Source organism: Mycoplasma wenyonii str. Massachusetts (assembly GCF_000277795.1).
Lineage (GTDB): Bacteria > Bacillota_I > Bacilli_A > Mycoplasmatales > Mycoplasmoidaceae > Eperythrozoon_A > Eperythrozoon_A wenyonii.
In genome coordinates this window covers 483,167-508,874 of record NC_018149.1, presented here as the reverse complement: position 1 = coordinate 508,874, position 25,708 = coordinate 483,167, and the positions used below count along the sequence as shown (strand labels likewise).

Below are 25,708 nucleotides of genomic sequence, written 5' to 3'. Positions count from 1 at the left end.
ATTATTTAGATCCCATAATTAGAGCATTTGGTTCAAAAAGCACCTTTATTATGTCAAGTTATTCAATCCATAACTTTGAAATAATGATTCATTCTGAGATAGTATTGGTAATCAGGAATCTCTATTAAACACAGTCTTTTATCCGAGACTATATCTCCGAATCAAGGTCTAATAATTAAGTCACAAACTTCTTTTCTGATATCTTTTTCCAAGTCAAGTGTGAAAATTGCCCACCCCAAAGAACTACCAGTTTCACATTTTTCATTAATTAAGCCAGAAGTTGTCAATGAGTCCATATCTATCATTTTTGGTCACTCACTGTAAGTGTTAGCACTTTCTTGCAATCTCCAAGAAGGTCCTTTATCCTTGATGGGAACATATTTTCCTATATCTTCAACAACTGATTTCATAACCCTTTTAACTTTTGGTCCACCCAGCGCACTACTTTTGTTGCACTCAGGAAAGAATTTATTTTTGATATTGTTTTTATCTGTGCTAGCACAGTCAAAGCCATATTCTTCTCCAGTCATAAGACCCAAAACAATTTTGGCAATATTTTTTTCCTTTAACTTAAGTGTTTTTTGCATTTCTGGTCAAAACAAAAGTTTCAGGTAGTTAAAGGCAACTCCTTCAACATTACCTACTTTTCTCACAATTCTTAGCTTTCCATTGTCTATTAGTTGTCCATAATCTCATTTATCCCTTTTCAGTTGATCTTCAGTTTTATCTAGTATCTTTCCTAAGCCCTCTAGTTCAAGTTCAAGGTCAACCCGTTGTTTGCTGGAGTTGTTACCCATTCTCTCTTTTCACCACCATAAAGGCTTATATAGCTCCAAAACCTCTTGTTCAAGCTCTTGAGATCTATTTTTTCAATAATTGGAGATTCCTGTTCAATCCTCTCTTTGCAAGAAACTACCCGATTTTCTTATCTGGTCTCAAGTCTTAGAGGTTGAAATTGCACTTGTCTTTGCCTTTAACTTATTAATTTCATCTATATCTCCACTCATTTTTCTTGGACCATATCAAGAGACACCATCCCCTATTCTCTTACCCCCTCATAAGTTCTTGTCTTGTTGAGAGTGATCTTCACTTTTGACTATGTTGTGTTTTCCCGCACCATCTCAACCTTTAATAAATAAAAGATCTTCTCCTACTCCTTCACTCTTTCACCTATAAGAAACAAGAGCAGTGTGATCTAACGTGTCTATTATTCCTGGAGGTTTTCTATTATTGGAGCTTGGTCTTGACTTTACTTTTAGACCAGAAGAGTTCCTGAAATTTATATTTTTGTCACCATCTGACTCTATTCTTACTCCATCTTTTTTAGAGACAAATCAACCAGAGAGTCCCCCCCCGAGGCCACTTAAAGCTCCAAACTCTAGGAGTATCTTCTTCCAGATCATTTATTTAATAGAGTATTAACAAAATTATTTTTGAAATATTTAATTATGCTTTGGAGAAAACTTCTATTAGAGGTAGCAACAATAGGAGGATTTGGGGGTGGGATAGGTGGATGGATTAACTCTTCGGGGGGGGAATACAAGTAAAAGAAGATAAAGCTTCTTTACTTTTTGGAACTGATAATGCCTTAAAGGTCAAACAAGTTGCAAGCAAAGATATTAAGAAAAAATCAGGATTAGTTAAAGAGTTAGACTACACCACTTTAGGGGTTTATAGATGACAAAGTGAAGGAGTTAGTGAAGATATTCTCTTTGTTAAAGGGTGAGATAGAGCAGGTCAACATAAGACAATTGCAAGCAAACAACATTCTCAAGGAAAGAGAGAGTTATGGGGCGGAAAGAAAATATCCATTGGCGGAAGTTGGTTTGGACCTAGAAAAACTAGTTTAGAGTTAGAAAACTTAGAAAAAGTTCAAGAATTAGCTGAGACTAAAAATAAAAATTACTGAACTGAAATTCAGAAATCTGGTAAGTATATTACTCAAGAGGATCTTGATGGATTACAAAAGTTTTGATCAACCAGAGATAAAGGATTAGAAGAGGATATATTTGGTTTCTATCATGGTTGATACTGATGAGCAGATAAGTTTGGAACAACAAAAAATGGAACAAGAGTAGATCTGGAATTTGATCTCTCTCAACTTAAGAAGATCTTGGATATGAGTGAAGAAAACTTGAGAGATAAACCTTGAACATATGGCCAATTATTTAAGAACCCTAAACTAGCTGTAGTTAGGTTAATAGGAGATGTAGAAGATACAGCCTTCAATTACTTAAAGAGGGTTGCTTGACCAAACGCTAAATCTGTACAAAGCCTAAAAGAAAAGAATATCCTTCCAGCTATCTTTGCACTTATGACAGGTGGTTTAGATACAGGTTTTGATTGCTCAGGTGGAGATAGCTCTCTAAAGGGAAAATATTTCAAAGAATGTGAGTGAAATAGAAATGAATGAAAGGTAAAAAAAGTCTTAAAAACTACCTTTAACAGTTCTGGAGCATATAGATTCCCTGAACAGGGAAAAGGGCCAAGGTGATCTAATCAAGCAAGTTTATCCAGTAGAGATAAAAACAACATATTAAATATGGATCAAGTTACTACAACAGGGCTGTTAGATGAAAAATGTGAAGAAGAGGCCTGATCTGATTTAATTTGAGATCGTTCAAAAAAGATTAGAAGAGAAGTTTGCGATCAAATAATTAGGCCCTGATTTGGAGATCTTGTACAAGATAAAAGATTGTGCTTAATGGAAGTTGAAGATTACTCATATCATCTGAGAATGCAAACATATTTAGAAGTATTACAAGTTCCTGCTTGAATGAATAGAAATACTTTCTGAACTAAGTGTTCTAACTACGGTATTTAAGAAAAACTAGATCTTTGTTAGTTGGGCAGTAATTTCTACTTTTTTGTGATTATCTATTCCACTACTGCAAGTCATTTTTAAAGTAGTGGACTCATCAATTTGAGCACTTGTGCAATTCTTTAAATCAATTTCTTTTGTAGTATTATTTCCATTTTCTGGAAGTATTTTGAAACTTAATTTAGTTCATTTTTCTCCCATTCTTTGAATAGTGTCCTCTTGACATTGAATAGATGCCCCTTCTTCATTAACTGTGAATAAGTTGTAACGTCAAGAAGAATTTAAGCCATTCCCTCACCTTAATAAGTAATATTCATTTTTATCAGATTTCGGGAAACAAAATAAAAACTTGCCTGTAATTTCTTTTCCGTTATGAGTTACCTTTAAGTCAAAATTTGTGTTTGGCTGTTCGGGGAGGGGCGCCTCTCCCTTCCTTTTCTCCCAAAATAACTTAGTGTTTCCGCTTTGACTTTCAGCAATTAAAAATACCTCTCTACTCGGATAAGAAATAAGGGATTTTGCCCCTGTTACTCCTGCTAAAGAGATAATTCCAACCCCACCAAATCCACCAGCTATCTTTGCCAGTAACAACTTTATGTATTAATTAATCTTGAATTCTTCCAATGTCTGAGAACTTGAATTATTACAACTTAATCTTTTCAATTCCTCACTAAGAGTTTTTACACTTTCTAACCTACAAACGCCCTCAACACTGCCATTAAAAACAGAATTTCAAGTTGAAGCAGGCGTGTTAATGGTTTCATTACCTTCGTTACCTACCAAAGATATAGTGAATGAGTGATTATAAGAAGAGATACCGTTATATTTAACCTCTGTTACTTCTTTGGGTAAAGAATTGCTTAATTTATCTTTGTCATAAAAGTAAAACCTAACCTTCTCAGAATTCTTCTTTTCTAAGCAAGCTAATAATCTTTTGTTGAAACTATTATCCTCTCCTTGATCCCCTTGAATCGACACTCAGCAATTTCTTTTAAAATTGTCAATCGTTTTTAGTTCAATTTGATTTTCGCCCCCCCCAAGTTTTGTAGTCATAGGATAAGCTACTCCAGCACCAACCATTGGAACAAGAACTAATAGTGCTAGCTTTCCAGCTAATATAGACATTTTTTAAAAAAACTCCATATGTAGTGAATATATTTATTTTCTCGATATTGATGATTTTTTTCCAAAATACAAATAATTTATTTAAATGATCTGGAAGAAATTATTACTAGAACTAGTTGCTGTTAGTGGCTTAGGTGGAGGAATAGGAGGTTGATTTAATGTCTTTGGGGGGGGGCATTCAAATCAATTCAAAAGATGATCCTATTCTTTTTGGAGCTAAATCGGAACTAAAGAAAGAAAAACAAAGAACTCAAAAGGTATCTCAAAAAGTTAATAACTTAAGCAAGACAACTCTAGGATCCTGACGTTGAAAGAGTGAGGGAGTAGGTCAAGAATTCTTATTTGTTGAAGGATGAGATAATGCTGGTCCTCACAAAATCATTGAGAGCTCTGCACACTCTCAAAGCACCAGAGAACTTTATGGTGGAGTCAAGGTTAGTGGAAGTATGAGTTGATTTGGTCCTAGAAAAGTAACACAAGAGTTAGAAGATATAGAGAAAGTCAAAACTTCATACAAGAATGTAAGTTACTGGCCAAAAATCAAAGAATCAGGAAAGTATCTTGATCAAAAAGATCTAATTGGTCTTCAAAAGTTTTGATCTCAAAGATCTAGAGAGTTAGAAGAAGATATCTTCGGACTCTATCATGACTGAAACTGATGAGCTAAACAATTTGGAACAACAAAAGATGGAAAGAAAGTGGAGTTGGAATTTGACTTATCAAGAATTAAAGAGATGTTGAATAAGTCAGAAGAGGAGCTTAGAGACAATCCTTGATCCTATGGACAATTATTCAATAACTCTAAATTGAATATGGTTAGGCTACTGGGTAATGTAGAAGAAACCGCCTTTAACTACTTAAAACAGCTTGCTTGACCTGAACAAGGAAAAGTCAAACAACTTAAAGAAAAGAAAATAGCACATGTGATCTTAGGTTTAATCTTGGGAGAAGAGTATGGCTTTGACTGCACAGCCGGCAATCCAACTTACAGAGGAACATATTTTATGGAGTGCAACTCTGATCACATAGGAAAAATCAAAAACGGAGGAAAAGTAAAGAAAGTACTTAAGACTACTTGAACAGACGGAACTTATTACTATGCCCCGAGACAATGAAATAAGTTTCGATGACATGAACAAACAAAACTAAGTCTAGGAAAAGATGAACTTCTCAAAATGGACGATCTCAAAAACACAGCATTACTAGATGAGAAGTGTGAAAAAGAATATAGCTGGTGAGATTTAAGTTATTTAAGCGACAGAGTTCAAAAAATCAGAAGAGAAGTCTGTGACCAGATAATCAGACCTTGATTTGGTGATAAAGTTCCTGACAAAAGACTCTGTTTAATTGAAATAGAAGACTACAACTACTATCTAAGACTAAATACTTATCTTCAAGTAATTGATATTCCTACTTGAATGAACAAGAATACCTTCTGAACTAAATGTTCCAACTACAGCATCTAATAATAAATTCTTTAATTAATAGCAAATGGGAAAGTGATTTACTTATCACTTAGTTCTTGTTTCTGTAGGTTCTCCTTCAGGCTTAGCTGTTTATCACTATTTCATTAATAATGAAAAAAATAAAACTCAGCAAGCTCAAGATTGTTGCTGTAAAGAGGCTGGAAGCGATTGTTCATCTCCCTGTACAACAGCTTGTAAAGCAAAATAAACCAACCAACTCACAATTTAAATAAGTCTGTATAGCTTCAAGGAATGGATTTAAAGGCTTTAATAAGTCCTTCAGAGTCTATTCTTTCTAAGCTAAATGCTGTAGTACTGCAAATAGAAGACTTTGCACATGAATTAAGAGAGATAGAAGATGAACAACTAAAGCTAAAAACTAAGTATTTCCTAAGAAGACTAGAACTAGGAGAGTCTCTCTCAGATATGGTTCCTGAGGCTTTAGCGGTAGTTAGAGAAGCCGCCTATAGAACCCATAATTTATTTGCCTTCAGAACTCAATTATTAGGGGCACTAATTATCTATGAAGGGAACTTTGCGGAAATGAAAACAGGAGAGGGAAAGACTCTAGTAATAGTACTAGCAGCTTACCTACTAGCTCTGGCAAAAAAAGGACTACACATAGTAACTGTTAATGAGTACTTAGTTAAGAGAGATGCAGAATTCTGCAGAAAAACTCTTAACTTTTTAGGACTATCTGTTGGCTTTAACAGTACTAGTCTAACTAAATGCTTAAAGAGAGAAATGTTTAAGTGTGATGTCACTTACACAACTAACTCTGAGCTAGTCTTTGACTACTTAAGAGACAATATGGCTAAGAATCCGAATGAGATAGTACTACCAGAACTTAGTTATGCAATCATAGATGAAGGAGACTCAGTCTTAATAGATGAAGCTGGAACTCCCTTAATTATCTCTAAGCCAGTTAGAAGTGCTCACAAAGAGTATGTAGAGATAGATCTAGCTGTTAAAAAACTAGATCAACTAGATTACAAGATTGACTGAGAGAGTAAAACAGTCATCTTAAATAGCAGAGGAGTAAGAAAGCTAGAGTATTTTCTACAAATAGAGAGACTCTATTCTCTAGAAAACTCAATCATTATTAATAAGATACATAATGCTCTGTGTGCAAACTTTGTCTTACAGAATGGTAGAGAGTACATTGTTCACGAAGACAAGATCAAACTTATTGACCAATGAACTGGAAGAATACTAGCAGATAGAAGTTATAGTTATGGATTACAACAAGCTATACAAGCTAAAGAATATCTAGATATTGAGAATGAAAGCAAGGTATCTGCAAAGATTACATATCAAACCTTCTTCAGAAAGTACAAGAAGATTGCAGCTTTATCTGGTACTGGTTTTGCAGAGGCTAAAGAGTTCTCTGAAACCTACAACATGATTGTTGTTCAAATCCCTACCTTTAGAAAGGCTAGAAGAGTTGACTTGCCAGACATGATTTTCAGAGATAAAGTAGCTAAAACAAAGGCAATTATCTCTGAGATCAAACACCACTATTTAAGAGGACAACCTTTATTAGTAGGTACTAGTTCAGTAGATGAGTCAGAACACATTTACTCTTTGTTATTACAAGAAGGAATTCCTTGTGAGATCTTGAATGCAAGAAATCACTATAAAGAAGCAGAGATTATTGCAAGAGCTGGGCAAAAATATGCAGTTACTATTGCAACCAATATTGCTGGTAGAGGGGTTGATATAAAGATCTCTCCAGAAGTAGTTGAGTTAGGAGGTCTTTATGTAATTGCCTGCGAGAAGAATGAGTCTAAGAGAGTTGATGATCAACTGAGAGGTAGATCTGGGAGACAAGGAGATCCAGGAAAGACAGTTTTCTTTATCTCTCTAGAAGACACTATCTTTAAGAGATTTGGAGCTGATAAGTTTGAGAAACTCTCCAAAAAGATAAAAGAAGAACACTTTGAGAGCTCTTTTTTATCTAGAACAATTAACTCTCTTCAAAAGAGAATTCAATACTCTTCTTTTGATACAAGAAAGAACTTAATTGAATACAGTGAAGTACTTTCTATTCAACAAGACATTATCTACAACCAGAGAAAATTCATACTCTTTGGAACTGAAAACGAACAAGTCTTCTTGAATATGATAGATAGGCAGATAAATAGTTGAATGACTGACTTTTTAAGTCAGTTAAAAGAAAAATCTAACAGACCTGCTGATCTAGCCTATATCCTAAATACTTATTTCTTTGAGATAGAAAACTTATTCTGAGAGTCTGACTTTAAGAATAAGAAACCTAAAGAACAGGAAGAATTCTTAAAGAATGTCTTCTTTTACTTCTGAGAGCTAAAGAGAGCTAGATTAGTCAATATAGATATCAACAGTTTATTGAAAGAGATAATGATTGAACAAATTGACTTATTTTGAGAACAACACCTTGATGACTCAGAGAAGATAAGAACTACTATCAATCTTCAGTCTATGGAGCAAAAATCACCACTAAATATATTTATTGAGAAAATGGAAGAGATCTTTATTGACTTCCAAAAGAACTGTAGATGTGGGATTATTAGAGAGATATTTCTCTTAAATTCTCAGAGTTGTAAGCCGGAGTTACAAGAGTATGTTGAAAAGTTAAGAAAAAGTCTGGAAAAAGAGCAGAAAAATACCAGACAAATTTAAGACTCAAAGTGACCATTTGAAACCATATGATACTCACATATGACAGTTACTTCAGAAGAAGTTCTAGTCAGAGATTCAATTGAGAAAGTTCAACTAAATCAAGATAAAGTAGCATTCAATCTATTGCTAGAAAAGTATTATCTAGTTTCCTGCAAATACGCCACTAAATTCTTGAGTAATAATACTTTCTTTAACTTAATCAATTGATATTTTGAAGAAGTAGAAAGTTATGTATTTTTAGTCTTTCTGCGAGCAATTAAGAGCTATAAGTTAGATAATGAGCAGGCATTATCTTTCAAAAACTATTTATTTCAACTAATTAGATTTGAGACTATTAAAGAAATCAAGAGATACTTCAATTGACAATGTATCCCCTCAACAGACAGGTACCAATTCATAACAAATCAATGTAAACAAGAAAAAACATCTTTTGATGTCTGTGTTGAGAAGGAAATAAAGGAAAAGGTCGAAGAGATAGGTCAGTTCTTAAAGAGTAAGAAAAAGATCTATGCAACTATCTGAAAGTTAAAGATAGAAGAATTAGATAGCGAAGAGATCTGTAGGAAAGCGAAGATAACTATAGAAGAACTAAGGAATCGTTGACAGTATATCAAGCGTTTAGTTCGGGAGAAATATTCCTATGAGGACCTACCTCTTTAAGTTTTTTATTCATAAAAGCTAACCTACACTTAAAGACTAAGAAGTAAATAGTCATAAAGGCTACACTACACAAAAAAGGTTTGTATTTTTGGAACCATCTTCACAGGAATATCACTTTATTAAGGGATTCTTCTTTTGCGTCATTTTGGTTATTTGCGGCTGGTTGAGCAGCAACAGCGGCCCCTTGACCAACTAGTGAATTCATCTTAGTAATAGTTAGTTGAATTGTTCCTTCAGACCCTGGAGTTGGTAAGAAGTTATTGGAGGTGGTAGAAACATTAATTATGTGAAAGCTATTTAAGAAACTTTGGAAGTTTTGTTGATCTCCTTCTAGTATCAAGATAGCTAATAAGGCATATAAGGAATAATTCAGAATATTCTGAATTGTGAATAGGAGAAGTATCTTGATAGTAGTTTGATTGAAAAATACTCTCTTAAATTCCTTCTTAAAGCTCTTATTATCTAAATATTTGTGTCTCAATTCAGCCTTAGAAAGAGCTGTTGAACTCTTTATCTTAAATATTTGATTGAACTTAAGTCTTGTTAATCCAAAAGCGTAGTGTACTCTTTTGCAGTAACTAATAGTAAATACAAATAGTGTTGAGACTATATCTACTATTAATCCTGCAATAACCATTCAGGAATACTTAAGTTCTTTTTTTGTTGGATCTACTAAGTTGTGTTGAGCTTGCAGGGTAATAAAGGAAGGTCAGGTAATAATTGCTTGAGCTAATAGTCAACTAACTGTTAGGCTAGAAACTATTGCTGAAGCTTGTCTTAATGAAATACCTCTCTTTCTTAGTCAAAAGATGATGTAAGGTTCTGAACCAATAGAGAAGGGAGTAATAGATCTAATAAAGAAAGTGATAGAAAGTAGCTTAAGTCACTCTACTTTAGAGATCTTCTCTCTTAGCTTTCTGGTTCTGGAGATATAGATAGAGAAGGCTCATTTACCCAAAAACACATCATTTATTAGAAAGAAAATGGTTCCATATACCATTACTGTTACAAAGGCTTCAAAAGAGCCTTTGCTATTTGATTTCTGGAAAGTAGAGCTGAATTTACTTCACTCTAGGGGTTGAAGATAAAAGAGATTTAGAAATACAGCAACTAGAAATAAAACCCCTCAGATATTTAAGAAATATTTCTTATTTAGTTGACGGAGTTTCTTTCAGACTCTAGAAGATAAAGAGGCAGTCTTAGTTTTTAAGTAACTTTGATGTAGTTGTTCTGGGTTATAATACCCTTCCCTAGAATAAGGGGCGAGGGATTCAAGACTTAAGATATTGTGGTTAAACAACTATAGAGATACAGTTGTTTGACTTCGCTAATTAAAATGGTAAGTTCTTTAGGACTTTAGAAGACTATTTTTTTATTTCTAGAGTAATAGTTGGTTTAAATTTCTCATCTCATTTGATCTTCTTTCCCCTTCCATCTGATATTCCTTCGTTATCAATAATTACCTGATCCAATCTGACTCCCATTACATCTTGAATAGTGTCAGTAACACTAATTCTTTGGATTGGAAGAGGCCATCTTCTTTCATAATTATCACTCATCTTAGATTGGTCTCCAATCACAACCAAATCAAGGGGAAAGTACTTTTCTACCTCTAAACAGCTTTTGTATGCCTCTTGCCCTCTCTTTTTATAAATTAAATTGCCAGCATTTTTAAATACACTTATCATTTTTCCCGGCTCTTTTTCTCCATCTCAAGTAACTGCATCTCTTCCTCTTAATATTGAAAATCCATTAGCCATTAAATCTTTGAGTCTTTCGTTTTGATTGGAATCCCACTCCTTATTTCGATCATTTTTATTAACTCAATCTTTTATATCTGTAACTCCATTCACCAATACTGACATCCCCAAGCTGTCTTTGTCTAAGTTGTATTTACAACGTCTCTCATCACTTCATCAGCCAGAAACTCTCACTGATGGAATTAGATATGTTAATGTTTTCCCTTTTACAACAATCAATCAAACTCTATTGTTTTCATCTATCTTTACCTCTTCTATTTTTCCTTCGTTTGTTTTTTCACTATCACTATTTTTTGTTCAAGTGATCTTTGTCAACCCAAAAGCACCTTTAATTTGTGAGTTGCTTGCATTGCCTCGAGAGTCAGTAATTCATTCACTTTTAAGAGTTAGTTTGTAGATACTTCTATTTGATCTAGAAAAAAATCCTTTAATTTTTTCAGCATTAACTCCTTGATATAAAGATCTACTACCCGATCAAGTATCAATATCTTCTTTTTTGAAGGAACTTTCTGAAAGAGATGTTGATTTGGTTCATAGATTCAAACTTAAGCTATGATTCCTATTTCTTTCTGTAAAACTTGGTAACGCAAAATACAAAGCAAAACTACCCCCAACACCAGTTAGTGCTAAAAAATTTCCAAAAAAACTTGTAAGTGGGAGAGGCAATGGAAAAATAGATTTTTATTTTATGTAATTAAGTTTTTGCTTTCTTTTAAAAACTTGTAGTCTTATTTTTCTAGTGTTGCAATAATAGTTGGTCTAAATTTGTTACTTCAAGTAATTTTTTCTCCTTTTCCATTCTTAATTCCCTCGGAATTAATTTCTATATCTTCCAATCTCCCAACAATAACTTCTAGTGGTTTTTCAGAATTTTGCAATCTTAAATAATCCCATCTACCATTAAATCTTTGTGAGCTAGATTCTTGACTAAGGGTTGGGCCTATTCATGTTCCCTCTTCCTTTGTTACAGCGTTAAATCCAAAATCTACTCAATCTAATACAACTACACCCTCAAATATCCCCGCCTTCGCTTTATCTATACCTGCACTCTTTGTCTCTTCCTTTCATTCTTCCACCAACACACCATAGTTTTTATATATAGGGTTGGCTTTGCTGGCAAGAGAATGTTCACACTTCTTTCCTCCTGTATTACTTGTTAATGGACTTCAAACCCCTTTCAAAGATCTTCTGACAGCAAACTTACCTGCTTTTATAACATCTTTGAATCTTTCAATACTGCTTTCATCCACTTGACTTGCTAAATTATCCAAGCCATATTCCTTTCAAGTGTCATTAACACTTCCTACCAAAAGCATTCCAAAACTTCCAGAAATATCTTTATAAACAACTAGTCGTAAGTTTTCTTTAATTTTTTCGCTAAGTCTTTGTCGGTGATTAAAGCTAGTTGAGTTCTTTTTTCCACCACTAACAAAGATTGACTTTTCAATTACTTCAAAAGGCTCCTTAATACTATATCCATGCTTAGCTGTCTTTCCTATTGCACGAGAATTCAAGCTAGGTCCATTGAACACTACATCATATACATTTTCAAAATCTCTGGCATTTCCCATGCAAAGCTTGTTAATAATTGGCATCCCTTGATATCTCATCTTTCCATCACCCTTTTCTCTCTCCAGAGCCTTAAACTCCAGTGTTACTTTATATTGTCTGTTCCCTCCCGAAATTCCATCAGAAAGAACATAATGTAAAAAAGGCACGCCACCAGCTCCAGTTGCAACGACGACTTGCCCGATGGTTATCGCGCCTTTCAAAAAGATCTACTTCTTTTACTTAACCAAACTAACTTCTCATTTAGTTGGCTTGAATTGATCACTTCATAATATTTTGTTTCCCTTTCCATCTGATATACCGTCTTTACTGATCGCCATGTCTTCTAATTTGTCAATAATAACTTCAAAAGGTTTATTGATGCTCTTTGGTCTTCAGTAATCTCATCTTCCAACAGCTTTATCGCCTGAACTGACTCATCCCCCTTTTTCCTCCACAATCCCATTCAGTCCAAAGTCAATTCAGTCCAAAATAACAATGTCCTTAAATATTCCTTCTTCATATTTATCTTTGGTGGTGTTTCTTATATCGTCGCTCCATTGTTTAACTAATACTCCGTAATTCTTGTAAATAGGTTTTGCAATTGTAACTCTCCCCTCTTCACAATCTGTAGCACCTTTTAACTTACTTCAAACACCCTTTACAGATCTTCTAACGGCGAAATTTCCTTTCTTTATAAATTCTCTAAATTCAGAAAGCTTAGTATTGTCGACCTTTTCAGCTAAATTGTCACTTCGGTATTCCCCTCAAGTGTTCTTAACACTTCCAACTAAAATTGCTCCAAATTGACCTCCCTCGTCTCTATAAATAACTAGTCTCAAGTTTTCTTTGATTTTTGAATCTAAGGATTGGTTGGTTGTTGATCTACTTCCTACCCACTTGCCTTCCGAAACATAACTCTTTTTCTCCAATACTTCAAAAGGTTCTTTAATACTTACTCCCGATCCAACAGCTTTCCAACCGTTGGCCTCTATAGAAGATCCATCTTTGAAGCGAATATCATATACGCTTTCATATTGTTTATTGCTCCCCATACATACTTTTTCATCAGGCATTCCTTGATATTTTTTTGATTTGATATCTTCTTGACTTTCTCCTGTTAAATTCGCGAATTTATATTCAATCTTGTACTTTCTACTCTCCGCAAGGGCAACATCAGAAAGTGAATAATAAACTAAAGGACCCATACCTGTAACAAAAACAACAAGAGCTTGCCCAAGAGTTATTATGCTCTTCATACAAGCCTTATTTTTCTAGTGTTGCAATAATAGTTGGTCTAAATTTGTCACTTCAAGTAATTTTTTCTCCTTTTCCATTCTTAATTCCCTCGGAATCAACTCTTAAATCACTTAATTTACTCAAATAACCCTTTTTAATAGTATCTAAACCTTCAAAGTAATCGTATCTTCCGATTCCTGTCTTTCCATCTGTTGTTTTGTTTGTTACTCATTCTCCTTCATTGAACTTAATTCTGTCTTTTTCTCCAATAAAAATTCAGTCTAATACTCTAACTCCTGATTTTGGCATTCCATTGAAATTCAACATTCCATAACCTCTATATATTGGTTGTCCTTTTCTTAAGTCGGTATTTTTACACTTTTTAGAACCATTTTCAATACCGTCTAATACTTGCTCTCCCCAAACACCAATAACACTTCTTCTTACAGAGACTTTTTTGTTATTTATTTCCTCTGGAGATATTCGGGGAATAGTGTTTCCCGATACAGTTTGTGATGTAACTTGTGGTACAGTGTCACTCACCGGACTACCTTGTTCAAGCAACATAATACCAACTCCCTTTTCGTTTTCATAAACAAATGCTCAGTACTTATCAACATTTTTTAATTGTCGACTTCAATATCCACTACCCTCTTTACCAGTTCAATCCAACTTCAATTCTTTTTCAACCACAACAATATAGTTTTTGAATTCTGCAGCCTTTCCAGCTCAAACACCTCCTTTTCCTCTGCCCCCACGGAACTCAATAGCATATGCCTTATCAGGCTTTAATCCCCTAGAGAAACATATTCCACCCACCGGATAACCTTGGTACATATGTCTGTGACTACCGAATTCTTGTTGGAATTTATCTAATTCTTTTGTCTTCTCCCCAGAAAAACCAACTTCTATTGAAAAATCTCTTTGTTTTGTGTAGCTATCTCTGAGTGAGAGTCCAAAAAATAAAATAGGACCCATTCCTGTAGCGGTGAAAATAAGTGCTTGTCCTATGTTTATCGCCCCCAAAAAAAATCTATTTCTTTACTTAATTAAACTAACTTCTCATTTTGTTGGCTTGAATTGATCACTTCATAATATTTTGTTTCCCTTTCCATCTGATATACCTTCTTTACTAATTGCGATGTCTTCTAATTTACCAACGATTACTTCAAAAGGTTTATTGGTACTCTTTGGTCTTCAGTAATCTCACCTTCCAATTGCATTATCTGGTGCTAAACTCCCATCCTTATTGCTTGGCTTAGCCCATTCCCCTTTTTGTGGCTCAATATTTTTAAATCCAAAATCAATTCAGTCTAGAACAACAACTTCTTCCGCAATTCCTTCTTGAAATTGTTGAGGCTTGGTCGATGATGTTTTATCGTTTCATTGTTGAACCAATACTCCGTAATTTTTATAAATAGGCTCACCATCTCTAACACGCTTTTTATCGCAAGAAAAGTCGGTTAATTTACTCCATACACCTTTAACAGACCGTCTGACCGCAAACTCTCCTGTTTTTATGTGATCAATGAATTTTGAAAGCTTTCTGTCATCTATACGATCTACCAAATTTTCTTTTTTATATTCTGTTCATCACATATCTTTAACACTACCGACCAAAATTGCTCCAAACTTTCCCTCTCCATCTTTATAAACAATTAATCTTAAGTTTTCTTTGATTTTTGAATCTAATGTTTGGTGAGATTCCTCTTTTGCCCCTACCCATTTTTCTCCTTCCACGTAACTCTTTTTCTCAATAACTTCAAAAGGTTCTTTAATACTTACTCCAGATCCACCAGCTCTTCAACCATTAGCCTCTATAGAAGATCCATCTTTGAAGCGAATATCATAAACACTTTCATAACTCTTATTATTTCCCATACATACCTTTTCATTAGGAATTCCTTGATATCTTTCTGATTTGCCATGCTCTCGAGTTATTGTTTCTACACCTTCTCCTGCTAAATTCTTAAATTCATATTCAATCTTGTAATTTCTACTACCTTCAAGTGCAATATCAGAGAGTGAGTAATAAACTAAAGGACCTATGCCTGTAACAAACACAATAAGAGCCTGTCCGAGAGTTATTATGCTCTTCATAAACTAACTAATTTTTATAGACACCGAACTCAAATCTTGTCACTAAATTATTTTTTGAAAATAAAATAGATTAGATTTGTATGTCAAAGGTTAAGAAAATCAAACATAAAACCAAGAAGTCTCTTTCCAAAAGAGTAGTAGTTCTAGGTTCTGGAGCAATTAAAAGAAAGAGATCTCATAGATCTCATTGTGCCTCTGCTAAAACTACCAAGAGAAAGAGACAACTAAGAAAGAGTGCTTTGTTCAATGATGCGCAATACAAGATAACCGCACATCTATTACAAGGAAAGAGATAGTTAATACACTATGAGGTCCATTAATAGTGTTAGTACTAGAAATAGAAGAAAAAAGGTATTAAAGAGAGCCTCTGGTTATTGGGGGCATAGACATGCAGGATATAAAGTTGCAAGACAGGCAGTATTTAAAGCAGATCAATATGCCTATAGAGATCGAAAGAATAGAAAGAGAGACTTTAGAAGGTTATGGATTACTAGATTAAATGCTGCTTTTAGAGAATTAGGTCTTACCTACTCTAAAGCCATTTATTTAATACAGAAATCAGGTTATGTATTAAATAGAAAGGTTTTGTCTGAATTGGCTATACACAATCCAGAAGAGTTCAAGAAAATAGTTGAATCTTGTTTAAAGGGAAAATAGCAGATTAGTTAGGAGTTTATTTATTAAGCTTCTTCATTCTTAACACTTATACATATAGAAATTTTTCCATCTCTCATAACTCTTCTAGTATTACTTTCACAACCTTCTGTCGCCCTCTTCTCTTTTTCTATAAATCTCATTATTGCCTCTTTAGGCCTAAATAATAATTCTGCAAAAATAAATGAAAAATATTGAAGAAAAGATTTAAAGGTTGAGTTTGTAGCTGCTCAATGAAAGAAACCTAACGAGTACTTTCAAGCTAAAAAGATTTTTGATCTTGTTTCTCCATTTGCAGCAACTTTCACCCAATCCAAAGCTATTCAAGGAAGATTAGACATTAATCCCTTAAAAAATCCATAACTTCCGAATTTTTTAAGAACTTCTCAAACTGAGTTTCTTTTGTCTTTTTCCGAAACTCACGTGTAAGCTGTTTTGGCAAAAGGAGTTATGTAGTTATTTCATGTATCTTTGCTTTGTTGACTTACTCATTGGATTGGAGTGATTTTCCCCTCCGTCCCCGAAGGACCGGCCGGAGCGACTGAACCACCAGACCCAATCCTATTAAAGAGTTGTGATAGTGTTGAAGAAAAACCACTACTTACTGAGGTATGAATTAATCCTGAAAAAGTAGATAATCCCAATAAACCTATACAACCGATCGCAATTCTGTTTTTGAGAAGAGGACTTTCTAGTATTTGCACTAACTAATCAAAATAAAGTTTTTAAGTTTTTCTTTTTATTCCTTTTCTTTTGGTTCTCAGTTGTTCTTTATATCAATTGCAAGAATGGGTTAGCCAACTAGCCTTTTAAGCTAGTGCCCCCCCCCGGAGTTAAACAAACTCACGAGAGTAGATCATGTTGATTTACCAGCTTTCGCGCCTTCAATTGTTGACTTCACCCTTAAATACAAGAAGAATAATCATGCTTTTTCTCGAACACCCTCCTCAACACCTAAATATTCCTTAACGATATTAGTAGTTAATTTATAAATTCCATTTCCTGAACTAGATGAACTTCCAGAACCTCCCCCTCCCCCACCACCTCCTCTAGCATTTCCTCATGTTTTGCCACTGATTCTATCCACATAGTCAGATAATCTTTGAAACTTACCTGTGACTTTCTTTGGCTCCTCTAATCATTTGAAAAGTAGAAAGTTAAATACATTTTGTTCTACTTCAAGTCCCTTTACTTTTTCCGTTTTTAATAGAAATTTTCCTGCTTTTAGAGTACTTTGTATTTTGTCTGTTTTAAACAAATCTATAAATGTTTTTCTGTCATTCCCTCCAGCCAAAAAGAAAGAAAGTGTATTTTTGATCTTTGTGTGAAATTTTTCAAAGAGCATTGTGTACATTTGCCGTTCCGACAAAGAAACAAAAAAAGTCTTTAAACCAGTTCATCAACTGTTATAAGTTTTGTGAATTTGCGAAAAGGCTACTGCAGTTGGCTTAATAGTTCAATTAAAAACATCTTTACCTGTCTCTCTTACCCACCCTCAAGCCGTCACAAGTCCATTTTGTTGCCCTACAGAAGAACTAGAAGATCCACCAGCGCCCCCCCCGAAAGCACCCGAAATCTTTTGACTTAATAAACTAAATCATTTGCCATTACTATCTCCTACTGCTACTCCAGCAACCGATGCTGAACCTAATAACAATACACAACCATAAGCTATTTTGGTTTTGTGAATTGAACCTCCAACTAAAGAAAACAATATTTATTAGTTGTTTATTTAGATTATTTAACTCTTAAGGCTTCAAAGCTTATTGAATGCTAGATCAAAAATAAAATTAATTAGTTTTGTCTATTGACTTTTTAAATTCTTAAAGCTTTTAGAAACAAAATAATTAGATTTAGTTAGTGAGCTTAAAAGACTTTATTAGTGGTTTACTTCAAGCTGGGGGGGGCAGTTCATTGCTTTTGTTTGATGAGGCGGCAAATGGTAAATACATCGGCAAAGGGATTGGAGCTGGAGTTGCAATACTTGCCGGTTTAGGGGCGGCATTAGCTCAAGGATTTATTGGAGGAAAGGCTGTAGAGTCATTGGCTAGAAACCCAGAAGTTGAAGCTTTGATTTTCAAACAATTTATAGTGGGAGCTGCTGTTTGTGAATCAGTAGCTATTTATGGATTAATTGTGGCTATCTTAATAATGTTTGCTGTCAATAAATAATAGAAATTATTTTTTATTTAGATTGAGGGATTTAAAAGAGATCTAGGCAATTGGATTAATAAATTTTTAAGTGCGAAACTAAAGCTATTAAGTTAAAGACCAGTAACAATTAATAAACCTTGAAACTTATTAATTACTGAATTACTATAGGTTTAAATGTATCTACTCACTTTAAGTTTTTATTGTGGCCAGCCCAGTTGGTACCGTCGTTACTAATTTCTATTAAACAACCTTTAACTCCTCGATAACTCTCTTCACCGCACTTATTTAATTTAAATTTCATTCTTGAAAGTTCTGATGACATTGCTGAGCTGGTATCACCACTGTCTTTATTAAATGTAAATAACTTTTTATCGCAATTTATCCTAAGCCCCCACTCGCTAGAGTCAACACCTCCGCCGCCCTCTCCTAGTCAATTGATTCCAGTTAGTTCTCCGACTGTTAAAGAAAATCGATTGTCTCCACCATCATTGTTAATTTTTTGTTGTAAATCTTCTCGGTAGTTATAGACTACTGGAGTAATAGGTTTTGTATTCGAGAATTTTTGATGATACCCTTTGCCTATTAATTTAAGTTCAGTTCCATCTGTGGTTGTTGAGATGCCCTCTTTAAATATCAAGTAGACTTGTAAATCCGAGTAAATTCATTTTGAATTAATATCGTCTTCCTCTGTTCTTCTATTTTTGCAAGTAGTTAAATAGAACTCCTTTTTAGATCCCACTCTCCACACATATTCAGGATCCCATTCCTGAGTAGAAATAGAAGTACAACCAACTATACTACCAAAACCACCAACAATAGGAATTAAGAGAAACTTAGCACCTAACATAAAAATAACTTTTAACTATATTTTCCACAAAGACAAACCTTTTAAGTCTTTTTGTCTCCCTCTTAATCTATCTGAAAATTAACATCTTTTTATTCACAATCCCAACAGATTAGGAGTTTCAGAATTGAAAAATAAACTAAAGTAGAATTTTTAATTGAAATTAAGAGTCTAACCAGTTAGTCTTATGTCAAAAGTTAAGTTCAGTAGAGAAAAAGAACATATTAATGTAGGTACTATTGGTCACATTGACCATGGTAAGACTACATTAACTGCAGCTATCTGTACTTATTGTGCAAAGTTAGGACTTGGAGAAGCTAGAGACTATGCCTCTATTGACAGAGCTCCAGAGGAAAGAGAAAGAGGAATCACCATTAACACTACTCACGTAGAGTATGAAACAAAAACAAGACACTATGCTCACGTTGACTGTCCAGGTCACTCTGACTACATTAAGAACATGATTATTGGAGCTGCACAAGTAGATGGCGCTATTCTTGTTGTTTCTGCAACTGATGGACCCATGCCTCAAACAAGAGAACACATTCTTTTAGCAAAGCAAGTAGGTGTTCAAAAGATAGTTGTTTTCTTAAACAAATGTGATACCTTCACAGACCCAGAAATGTTAGATCTTGTTGAAATGGAAATCAAAGAACTATTAACTTCTTATGACTACGATGGAGACAATACTCCTGTTATTAGAGGATCAGCTCTTAAAGCTCTTGAAGGAGATGCTGAATTTGAAAAGGGAATTCAAGCTTTACTAGACCAACTAGATACTTATATTCCAGTTCCAACCAGAGATATTGATAAGCCATTCTTACTCTCAATAGAAGATGTTCTAACCATTACTGGTAGAGGAACTGTAGTTACTGGTAGATGTGAAAGAGGTAAGTTAAAGGTAGGTGAAGAAGTTGAGATAGTTGGATTTGGAGATACCTCTAAAGCAGTTGTAACTGGAATTGAAATGTTTAGAAAGCCACTAGAAGAAGTACTACCAGGAGACAATGCTGGTATTCTACTTAGAGGGGTGGAAAAGAATGAAGTAACTAGAGGTCAAGTTCTTGCAAAGCCTAAATCTATTACTCCCCACTCCAAGTTCAAAGCAGAAGTTTATGCCTTGAAGAAAGAAGAAGGGGGAAGACATACTGCTTTCGGACAAGGATACAAGCCTCAGTTCTATTTCAGAACCACTGATGTTACTGGAGAGATTTCACTACCAGAAGGAGTTGAAATGGTTCTTCCGGGAGACCACTCTCCAATTATTGTTTCTTTAATTAGTGCTGTAGCTGTTGAACAAGGATTTAAGTTCTCAATTAGAGAAGGAGGTAAGACTATAGGAGCTGGAACAGTAACTGAGATTATTGAATAGTTTTTAATTCCCTTCCCTTAACTAGGGGAGAGAAGGGACTAGTTGCTAATTGACTTTGAATAACAAACTTTCAGCTTTAATTGGTCTCCAATTCGGGGATGAAGGGAAAGGTAAGATAGTAGATTTACTCTCCTCTTCCTATGACTATGTAGTTAGATATCAAGGAGGAGACAATGCAGGACATACTATTTACCACAAAGGAGAAAAGTGTGTATTAAGAAGCATTCCTTCAGGAATATTCAATACTTCAGCTATTATTGCCCCCGGAGTAACAGTTAATCCCTTTCTATTACTAGAAGAGATTGCTAGTTTAGAAAAACTATTAGGTAGTAGTCTAAAAGGTAAGCTATTTATCGCTCTACAAGCTAATGTGATATTTGACTTTCACATAGAGTGAGACAAATTATGTGAACACTTAAGAGGAGGTTCTAAGATAGGAAGCACCTTAAGAGGAATAGGTCCTACTTATGCAGATAAGAGTGCTAGATTAGGACTTAAGTTTTTTGATTTATTCAACAAAGAAGGAATGAAGGGGAGATTAGAGATGAATCTAAAACTTAAGAATCCTATATTTGAGAAATATGGTTTTCAAGTATTTGATTCAGAAGAGTTAAGTGAGAGATATTCGCAAGTAGCAGAAAAACTAAGAGATTACTTTATTAACTACTATTCTTTTAGTGCTCAAGAACTAGCAAATAACAAGTCTTTCTTATTAGAGGGAAGTCAAGGAATGTTATTAGATATTGACTTAGGTACTTATCCATTCGTTACTTCTTCTAATATCTCAAGCTCAATCTATCACGGAGCTTATTTGCCTGTAAATTCTCTAGGAAAAATAATAGGTGCTTGCAAGATCTATACCTCTAGAGTAGGATCTGGGCCTTTACCTACTGAATTTAAAGAAGGGGAAAAGGAGATAGAAGAAATTATTAGAGAAAAAGGAAGAGAGTATGGTTCTAATACAGCAAGACCTAGAAGATTAGGTTGACTAGATCTAAATGCCTTGAGATATTCAATTAATCTTGCTGGAGTAACTGAACTCTCTTTATCCTTAGTAGATGTATTTTCTAAATCTAACTTTCCTAGCTTTAAGGTTTGTACAGGTTACAGGGGAAAAGATAATCAAAGCATTAGTTTCTCAGAGGTTATTTCAGGAATGTATCCAGAAGAAGACTTAACTCTTCTATATAAAGAATTTAGTTGTTGAGAAGAGGATTACTCTAAGATAACTAAGTTTTCTGATTTCTCACAAGAGTTCAGAAACTTTATAGAGTTTTTAGAATCTGAATTAGGTATCAAAATTTCTATTATTTCATTTGGTAAGAATAAAGAAGATCATGTATTCAGATAGTAGATAATGACTACAGAATTTAGTTGTGGTCATCATGTATACCAGCTAAGAGAGTGTTGAAAGAGAATTCAAAAACTACAACAACACCTTAAGAAGAATAAGAAAGATTACTATAGTAAGTTAGCTTTAGCTAAATTACTTTCTAAGAGAAGAAAGTTTCTTAACTATCTAAAGAGAACCTCCCCAGAGCAATATAAACTAGCACTTAAAGAAAGTACTAATAATTAGAGATGTTTTTTAAGTCTCAAAACAGAATAGCTAAGTTAGAGTTAGTCGGGGGTCAAGCTAAACCTGGACCGGCATTAGCCAGCTTAGGAATTAATATGGTTCAATTTTCTAAAGAATTTAATGAAAAAACCTCTAATAGAATGGGAGAGAGAGTCCCAGTGGTTATTGAGATACTACCCTCCAAAGCTTTTAAGTTTCAACTAAAGAGCACTCCCGCCTCAGCACTAATTAAGAAAGCAGCCTCAATAGAAAAGGGATCTTCTAACTCTAAAACTACTGCAGTTGCAACTCTCGACTACTCCAAAGTAGTAGAGATAGCAAAGATTAAGTTAGAAGAATCTAATACAGATAACTTAGAAAGTATGATCTCTATGATTTCTGGAACAGCCAGACAAATGGGCGTGAAGATAGTTAAGAAAGAAGAGAATAAGTAATGGAGCTAAAAGAAGCTTTAGAGAAAATACTTACAAACAAAAAGAATACCTTTGTTGAAAGTGTTGATGTAGCTATTCTTTTAGCCATTCAACCAAGAAAGCATGATCAAAACATAAAAGAAAGATATTTACTTCCTAATCCAGTAGTTAAGAAGCCAATAAAGATATTGGTTTTTGATGAGTCTTTAGGAGAAGAAGAGGCAAAGAAAGCTGGAATAGATTATCTAGGGGGAGAAGATACTATTCAGAAGATTCAACAAGGTTGAATGGATTTTCAACTAATTATTTCTTCTCATCAATCTATGCCTAAACTATTGAAATTAGGAAAGATACTAGGACCTAAAGGACTATTACCTTCTCCTAAGAATGGAACAGTAGTTAAAGATACTAGAGAGGCTGTAGAGATCTTTAGAAGAGGTCAAAAGACTCTTCAGAATGATAGTGGAGGAAATGTTCACCTCTCTATAGGTCAAACTTCTTTCACAATTGAACAACTAGAAGAGAACTTTAACTATTTAATTAAGTTCTTGAGAGCGAAGAAGCCTCCTGCAGTTAAGTCTCAATTTATAAAGAAGATCACTCTTTCAGCAACTATGGGCAAGTCTTATGAGCTAACTCTCTCTTCACTAAACTATTAGTTTTTTAGATAGTTAGTTATTGGAATTGGTTTGGCCTGTTAAATATCTTCTTTTAACTGGAGGAATAGTGGGAACAGTAGCTATTGCAACTCCCGCTGTAGTAAATAAATTACCTAAATCCTTAGAGAGTTATAAGGTTTCTGATCAGGCTCAATGTCACGGGAAGAAAGCATTTGCTTTAGTGGTAGGGAATGAAGTTAAAGTGTGATCTGCGAGTGAAGAGGAACTAAGGCAACCTAACAATAATGAACACAAAGGTTCAGGCTACATTATTCCTTGGGATGGAAGCGCTTGTCAAAGTAGATAACTAATGTTCTCTAGATTACTAGGAATTAGTCCTAGTCTTCTTAAGAAATTATTAATTGTTGCGAGTGGAGGAGGAAGTTCAGTTTTTTATTTTGGATTCCCTGAGTCTCAGGTTGCTGGGACAAATAGAAAAATCAAATGAACATTAAAAAGAGAAGGGAAGAACGAAGAAACAGATGAATCTATTGAGAAACAAGGTGATAAGTGAGTTACAGAAAAAAAGAAGTGGCAGGGTTTAGATATTTCAGAGTGAAACGAAGTAGGAGATAACAATGTAAAGACAATCTATAAGTTAATTCTTAAAAAGGAATTTATTAAAGAGGAATTAGTAAAAGGCAATAATTCAGTCAAAGGAGTGCTTGGATTATTCAAAGTTAATTTGAAACAGGAAGATAGGCAAGATAAAAAAGTGAAATTGGAAGAAATAAATGAAGAAGAAGCCAAGGCTATTTGATTAATTGTCGCAAAAGGTAAAAAGTCAATTTATCTAATTCCGACTGTTAGAGCTTACAAGGAAAATGGGAAACTTGGACAATGGAAGAGGAGTATAGGAAATTGTTTGGAGGGGATAATTAATGTTTGAGATGGTGGAGTAGGGGATCTTAAAGGTTGAAAGGATAATGGGAAGTTAGGAGACAAAGAGGCCGAAGAATTGGAGGGAAGACTTCGAAATGGATTCATAATTGCTAGGGGTGGAAAAGGTTATGGTGGGAGTGGTGGCAATTGAAAAGGTGGTAGAAGTAGTGATATAGATAGTTTTGTTAATGGAAGGCCTGGGAGAAGTTATGGAAAGGTAGTAATTTATAAAAATGCTGGAATCTTAGCAGAAAAAAATAATAGAAAGAAGGTCTGTGAAAAGGAAGATACGGGTGTAAGATATTTTCCTCTAGATATCAAGGAATTAGGAGGGACAATTCTAAAAGAGCTGAAGAGTAGATCTCAATCTTCATGATCAGAAATTGAAGTGAGCGAAAAGATTGAAGATGTTGGAATTTTTAAATGAGAAAAGTTAAGAGTTAGTGAAACAGGGATTGGAGATGGTGTTGGAAAAGATTTAATCTGAGGGAATGACAAAAAGATTGTTTGAACTCCAGAGCTATTGAAATAAGTTCTTAATTTTTAAGTTTTTTATTCAAAAATAGAAAGAGACTTTAAGCGCACATAAACACAAAATATGTAAAATTCATCTTTTAAAGATAAGATGAGAGGATCAGTATTTCTTGTTAAAGCTTTGGCTATTGCTGGTGCCGGAGGAGGCCCCTTAATTCTACCAGCGCACCCTTTCTCATCCATAACTGAAGAACAACCAAGACGTTTTAAGTGGTCTTTAAGCATTGATTTAAATGGTCAAGGCAGTTCGGGGGGGGCTGTTAAGAAAGAAGTTGAGGTAGGACAAGGATACTGAATTACAGGCTTAGAAGATAAAAGTTGACAAGGAGTGGCGAAAAACAAATGAGAAGAATTATCTGGTACAGCGGGAAGGAGTGTTTATAAGTTAGCTTTTAGAAGTTCATGAACTCAAGAAGTAGATAAGAATCTCGGAGAAAAATCAGCTAAAGGAGCTCTAGCTTTAATAAAGGCTAGTTGAGGCGGAAAAGGTGTGAGTGACAAGAAATTGAAAGTTGAGGAAATAAAAGTTGGTGAAGATAAAAAGGTTTGATTAATAATTGCTAAAGGTAAGGAATCAATTTACTTAGTTCCTGTGGTTAGATCTTCTAATGGAGGAGGAGGGAGTAGATTAAGCAAAGGAGAAGAAGATAAAAAAATAGACACAGAGGGAGTAAAGGATATTAAGGATTGGACTGACAAGTTTGATAGAGATGGAAAGTGAGAACAAAAACATAATGAATGTCTCGCAAAAGAATACGAAACAGGTTTCAACATAACAAGAGCTAGTAGCTTTGTCAGCAACGGAGGAGGAACAATAAAAGAGTTGAAAAGAGAAGGTGGGTTAGGAATTTTTTATTACGATGGAGACAGAAAACAATCAATTGATTGAAGGGAGTTTGATCAAAAGAAGAATGAAGGAGAAAAAATGAATTTAAATGCAGGAAAAATAATCAGAAATGGATTTAGAAGTAGATGCGGAAATGGATTAAACAAGAGATATTTTCCACTAGATATTTTTGTATTGGGAAGTTCAACAAAATTGATAGATAAAACAAGTTCAACTAGAAACCTAACTCAACAAATAGAAGTTAAAGACACAATTACTCAAGTCATTGGAGTTAGATTAGACCAAGTAGTAATTAGTGACACTGGAATAGGTAGTGGAAAGAAAAATGAAATAAAGTGAGGAACTATAAATAAACCTTCTTTAACTCGAGAACTTCTGAAATAGTCTATT

Annotated in this window: 30 protein-coding genes; 18 read left to right on the top strand and 12 right to left on the bottom strand. The window is 34.3% G+C overall.

What is annotated here, in order from left to right:
- Nucleotides 1–5: 5 nt before the first annotated feature.
- Entirely contained in the window at nucleotides 6–1,403 is a 1,398-nt protein-coding gene (locus tag WEN_RS02780; protein ID WP_014850033.1) for a hypothetical protein, read from the bottom strand.
- 294 nt (nucleotides 1,404–1,697) lie between these two features.
- Between WEN_RS02780 and WEN_RS03890 the strand changes: the two genes are divergently transcribed.
- Nucleotides 1,698–1,850: a hypothetical protein gene (locus tag WEN_RS03890; protein ID WP_238530691.1), complete on the top strand. Its 153-nt coding sequence runs from the start codon at nucleotides 1,698–1,700 to the stop codon at nucleotides 1,848–1,850.
- 269 nt (nucleotides 1,851–2,119) lie between these two features.
- A complete protein-coding gene (locus tag WEN_RS03885; protein WP_014850032.1) occupies nucleotides 2,120–2,824 on the top strand; it encodes a hypothetical protein in 705 nt (234 codons plus the stop codon).
- Nucleotides 2,825–2,830: 6 nt separating this feature from the next.
- On the opposite strand, the gene WEN_RS02770 is transcribed toward WEN_RS03885, so the two are convergent.
- Together WEN_RS02770 and WEN_RS02765 are read right to left on the bottom strand one after the other, a co-directional pair.
- Nucleotides 2,831–3,412: a hypothetical protein gene (locus tag WEN_RS02770; protein ID WP_014850031.1), complete on the bottom strand. Its 582-nt coding sequence runs from the start codon at nucleotides 3,410–3,412 to the stop codon at nucleotides 2,831–2,833.
- Nucleotides 3,413–3,421: 9 nt separating this feature from the next.
- A complete protein-coding gene (locus WEN_RS02765) occupies nucleotides 3,422–3,946 on the bottom strand; it encodes a hypothetical protein (RefSeq protein WP_014850030.1) in 525 nt (174 codons plus the stop codon).
- Nucleotides 3,947–4,031: 85 nt separating this feature from the next.
- Between WEN_RS02765 and WEN_RS03945 the strand changes: the two genes are divergently transcribed.
- From WEN_RS03945 to WEN_RS02745, 5 genes are read left to right on the top strand one after another with little or no spacing between them, the layout of a single operon-like run.
- The gene (locus WEN_RS03945) at nucleotides 4,032–4,166 is read left to right on the top strand and encodes a hypothetical protein (protein ID WP_274506136.1); all 135 of its coding nucleotides are present in this window, start codon (nucleotides 4,032–4,034) and stop codon (nucleotides 4,164–4,166) included.
- Entirely contained in the window at nucleotides 4,105–5,412 is a 1,308-nt protein-coding gene (locus WEN_RS02760) for a hypothetical protein (RefSeq protein ID WP_014850029.1), read from the top strand. Before WEN_RS03945 ends, WEN_RS02760 begins: the two co-directional genes overlap by 62 nt.
- Nucleotides 5,413–5,437: 25 nt before the next feature.
- The gene (locus tag WEN_RS02755) at nucleotides 5,438–5,620 is read left to right on the top strand and encodes a hypothetical protein (protein ID WP_014850028.1); all 183 of its coding nucleotides are present in this window, start codon (nucleotides 5,438–5,440) and stop codon (nucleotides 5,618–5,620) included.
- A gap of 44 nt (nucleotides 5,621–5,664) precedes the next feature.
- On the top strand, nucleotides 5,665–8,073 hold the full coding sequence (locus WEN_RS02750) for a preprotein translocase subunit SecA (RefSeq protein WP_014850027.1): 2,409 nt from the start codon (nucleotides 5,665–5,667) through the stop codon (nucleotides 8,071–8,073).
- Nucleotides 8,074–8,112: 39 nt separating this feature from the next.
- A complete protein-coding gene (locus tag WEN_RS02745; RefSeq protein ID WP_014850026.1) occupies nucleotides 8,113–8,733 on the top strand; it encodes a hypothetical protein in 621 nt (206 codons plus the stop codon).
- Here WEN_RS02745 and WEN_RS02740 read toward each other — a convergent pair.
- The 6 genes from WEN_RS02740 to WEN_RS02715 form a co-directional block, all read right to left on the bottom strand.
- Nucleotides 8,651–10,033 carry a lysylphosphatidylglycerol synthase domain-containing protein gene (locus tag WEN_RS02740; protein WP_014850025.1) on the bottom strand — a complete coding sequence of 461 codons (1,383 nt, stop codon included), beginning with the start codon at nucleotides 10,031–10,033 and terminating at the stop codon, nucleotides 8,651–8,653. The genes WEN_RS02745 and WEN_RS02740 overlap by 83 nt on opposite strands.
- A 64-nt stretch (nucleotides 10,034–10,097) precedes the next feature.
- Nucleotides 10,098–11,036: a hypothetical protein gene (locus WEN_RS02735; RefSeq protein WP_014850024.1), complete on the bottom strand. Its 939-nt coding sequence runs from the start codon at nucleotides 11,034–11,036 to the stop codon at nucleotides 10,098–10,100.
- 185 nt (nucleotides 11,037–11,221) lie between these two features.
- Nucleotides 11,222–12,265, bottom strand: coding sequence for a hypothetical protein (locus WEN_RS02730; protein WP_148268006.1), 1,044 nt, complete (start codon nucleotides 12,263–12,265; stop codon nucleotides 11,222–11,224).
- 15 nt (nucleotides 12,266–12,280) lie between these two features.
- Complete coding sequence (locus WEN_RS02725) at nucleotides 12,281–13,300, bottom strand: hypothetical protein (RefSeq protein ID WP_014850022.1); 1,020 nt, start codon at nucleotides 13,298–13,300, stop codon at nucleotides 12,281–12,283.
- A 7-nt stretch (nucleotides 13,301–13,307) separates the two neighbouring features.
- Nucleotides 13,308–14,258, bottom strand: a complete 951-nt coding sequence (locus tag WEN_RS02720) for a hypothetical protein (RefSeq protein WP_148268005.1) — start codon at nucleotides 14,256–14,258, stop codon at nucleotides 13,308–13,310.
- A 63-nt stretch (nucleotides 14,259–14,321) separates the two neighbouring features.
- Entirely contained in the window at nucleotides 14,322–15,380 is a 1,059-nt protein-coding gene (locus WEN_RS02715; protein WP_014850020.1) for a hypothetical protein, read from the bottom strand.
- A gap of 80 nt (nucleotides 15,381–15,460) precedes the next feature.
- Between WEN_RS02715 and WEN_RS02710 the strand changes: the two genes are divergently transcribed.
- Complete coding sequence (locus WEN_RS02710) at nucleotides 15,461–15,676, top strand: large ribosomal subunit protein bL35 (RefSeq protein ID WP_014850019.1); 216 nt, start codon at nucleotides 15,461–15,463, stop codon at nucleotides 15,674–15,676.
- A 10-nt stretch (nucleotides 15,677–15,686) separates the two neighbouring features.
- Nucleotides 15,687–16,037: a 50S ribosomal protein L20 gene (gene rplT / locus WEN_RS02705; protein ID WP_014850018.1), complete on the top strand. Its 351-nt coding sequence runs from the start codon at nucleotides 15,687–15,689 to the stop codon at nucleotides 16,035–16,037.
- Between the two features lie 23 nt (nucleotides 16,038–16,060).
- Here the strand turns inward: rplT and WEN_RS02700 are convergent, their stop codons facing one another.
- Complete coding sequence (locus WEN_RS02700) at nucleotides 16,061–16,738, bottom strand: hypothetical protein (protein ID WP_014850017.1); 678 nt, start codon at nucleotides 16,736–16,738, stop codon at nucleotides 16,061–16,063.
- A 110-nt stretch (nucleotides 16,739–16,848) separates the two neighbouring features.
- Nucleotides 16,849–17,748 (bottom strand): hypothetical protein, encoded by a 900-nt coding sequence (locus tag WEN_RS02695; protein WP_014850016.1) that lies wholly within the window; start codon nucleotides 17,746–17,748, stop codon nucleotides 16,849–16,851.
- 146 nt (nucleotides 17,749–17,894) lie between these two features.
- Between WEN_RS02695 and atpE the strand changes: the two genes are divergently transcribed.
- On the top strand, nucleotides 17,895–18,206 hold the full coding sequence (atpE, locus tag WEN_RS02690) for an ATP synthase F0 subunit C (protein WP_014850015.1): 312 nt from the start codon (nucleotides 17,895–17,897) through the stop codon (nucleotides 18,204–18,206).
- A gap of 133 nt (nucleotides 18,207–18,339) precedes the next feature.
- On the opposite strand, the gene WEN_RS02685 is transcribed toward atpE, so the two are convergent.
- Nucleotides 18,340–19,035 carry a hypothetical protein gene (locus tag WEN_RS02685; protein ID WP_014850014.1) on the bottom strand — a complete coding sequence of 232 codons (696 nt, stop codon included), beginning with the start codon at nucleotides 19,033–19,035 and terminating at the stop codon, nucleotides 18,340–18,342.
- 184 nt (nucleotides 19,036–19,219) lie between these two features.
- Here WEN_RS02685 and tuf point away from each other — a divergent pair, with 184 nt between their 5' ends.
- From tuf to WEN_RS02645, 8 genes are all read left to right on the top strand, one after another.
- The gene (gene tuf, locus WEN_RS02680) at nucleotides 19,220–20,404 is read left to right on the top strand and encodes an elongation factor Tu (protein WP_014849796.1); all 1,185 of its coding nucleotides are present in this window, start codon (nucleotides 19,220–19,222) and stop codon (nucleotides 20,402–20,404) included.
- Nucleotides 20,405–20,453: 49 nt separating this feature from the next.
- On the top strand, nucleotides 20,454–21,755 hold the full coding sequence (locus WEN_RS02675; RefSeq protein ID WP_238530690.1) for an adenylosuccinate synthase: 1,302 nt from the start codon (nucleotides 20,454–20,456) through the stop codon (nucleotides 21,753–21,755).
- A 6-nt stretch (nucleotides 21,756–21,761) separates the two neighbouring features.
- Nucleotides 21,762–21,983, top strand: coding sequence for a 30S ribosomal protein S15 (locus WEN_RS02670; protein ID WP_014850012.1), 222 nt, complete (start codon nucleotides 21,762–21,764; stop codon nucleotides 21,981–21,983).
- Nucleotides 21,984–21,985: 2 nt separating this feature from the next.
- On the top strand, nucleotides 21,986–22,417 hold the full coding sequence (locus tag WEN_RS02665) for an uL11 family ribosomal protein (RefSeq protein WP_014850011.1): 432 nt from the start codon (nucleotides 21,986–21,988) through the stop codon (nucleotides 22,415–22,417).
- Entirely contained in the window at nucleotides 22,417–23,055 is a 639-nt protein-coding gene (locus tag WEN_RS02660) for a 50S ribosomal protein L1 (protein WP_014850010.1), read from the top strand. The genes WEN_RS02665 and WEN_RS02660 overlap by 1 nt, the downstream gene beginning before the upstream one ends.
- A 19-nt stretch (nucleotides 23,056–23,074) precedes the next feature.
- Nucleotides 23,075–23,362 (top strand): hypothetical protein, encoded by a 288-nt coding sequence (locus WEN_RS02655; RefSeq protein ID WP_014850009.1) that lies wholly within the window; start codon nucleotides 23,075–23,077, stop codon nucleotides 23,360–23,362.
- A 3-nt stretch (nucleotides 23,363–23,365) separates the two neighbouring features.
- Nucleotides 23,366–24,469, top strand: coding sequence for a hypothetical protein (locus WEN_RS02650; RefSeq protein ID WP_014850008.1), 1,104 nt, complete (start codon nucleotides 23,366–23,368; stop codon nucleotides 24,467–24,469).
- 93 nt (nucleotides 24,470–24,562) lie between these two features.
- On the top strand, nucleotides 24,563–25,702 hold the full coding sequence (locus tag WEN_RS02645) for a hypothetical protein (protein WP_014850007.1): 1,140 nt from the start codon (nucleotides 24,563–24,565) through the stop codon (nucleotides 25,700–25,702).
- Nucleotides 25,703–25,708 lie beyond the last annotated feature (6 nt).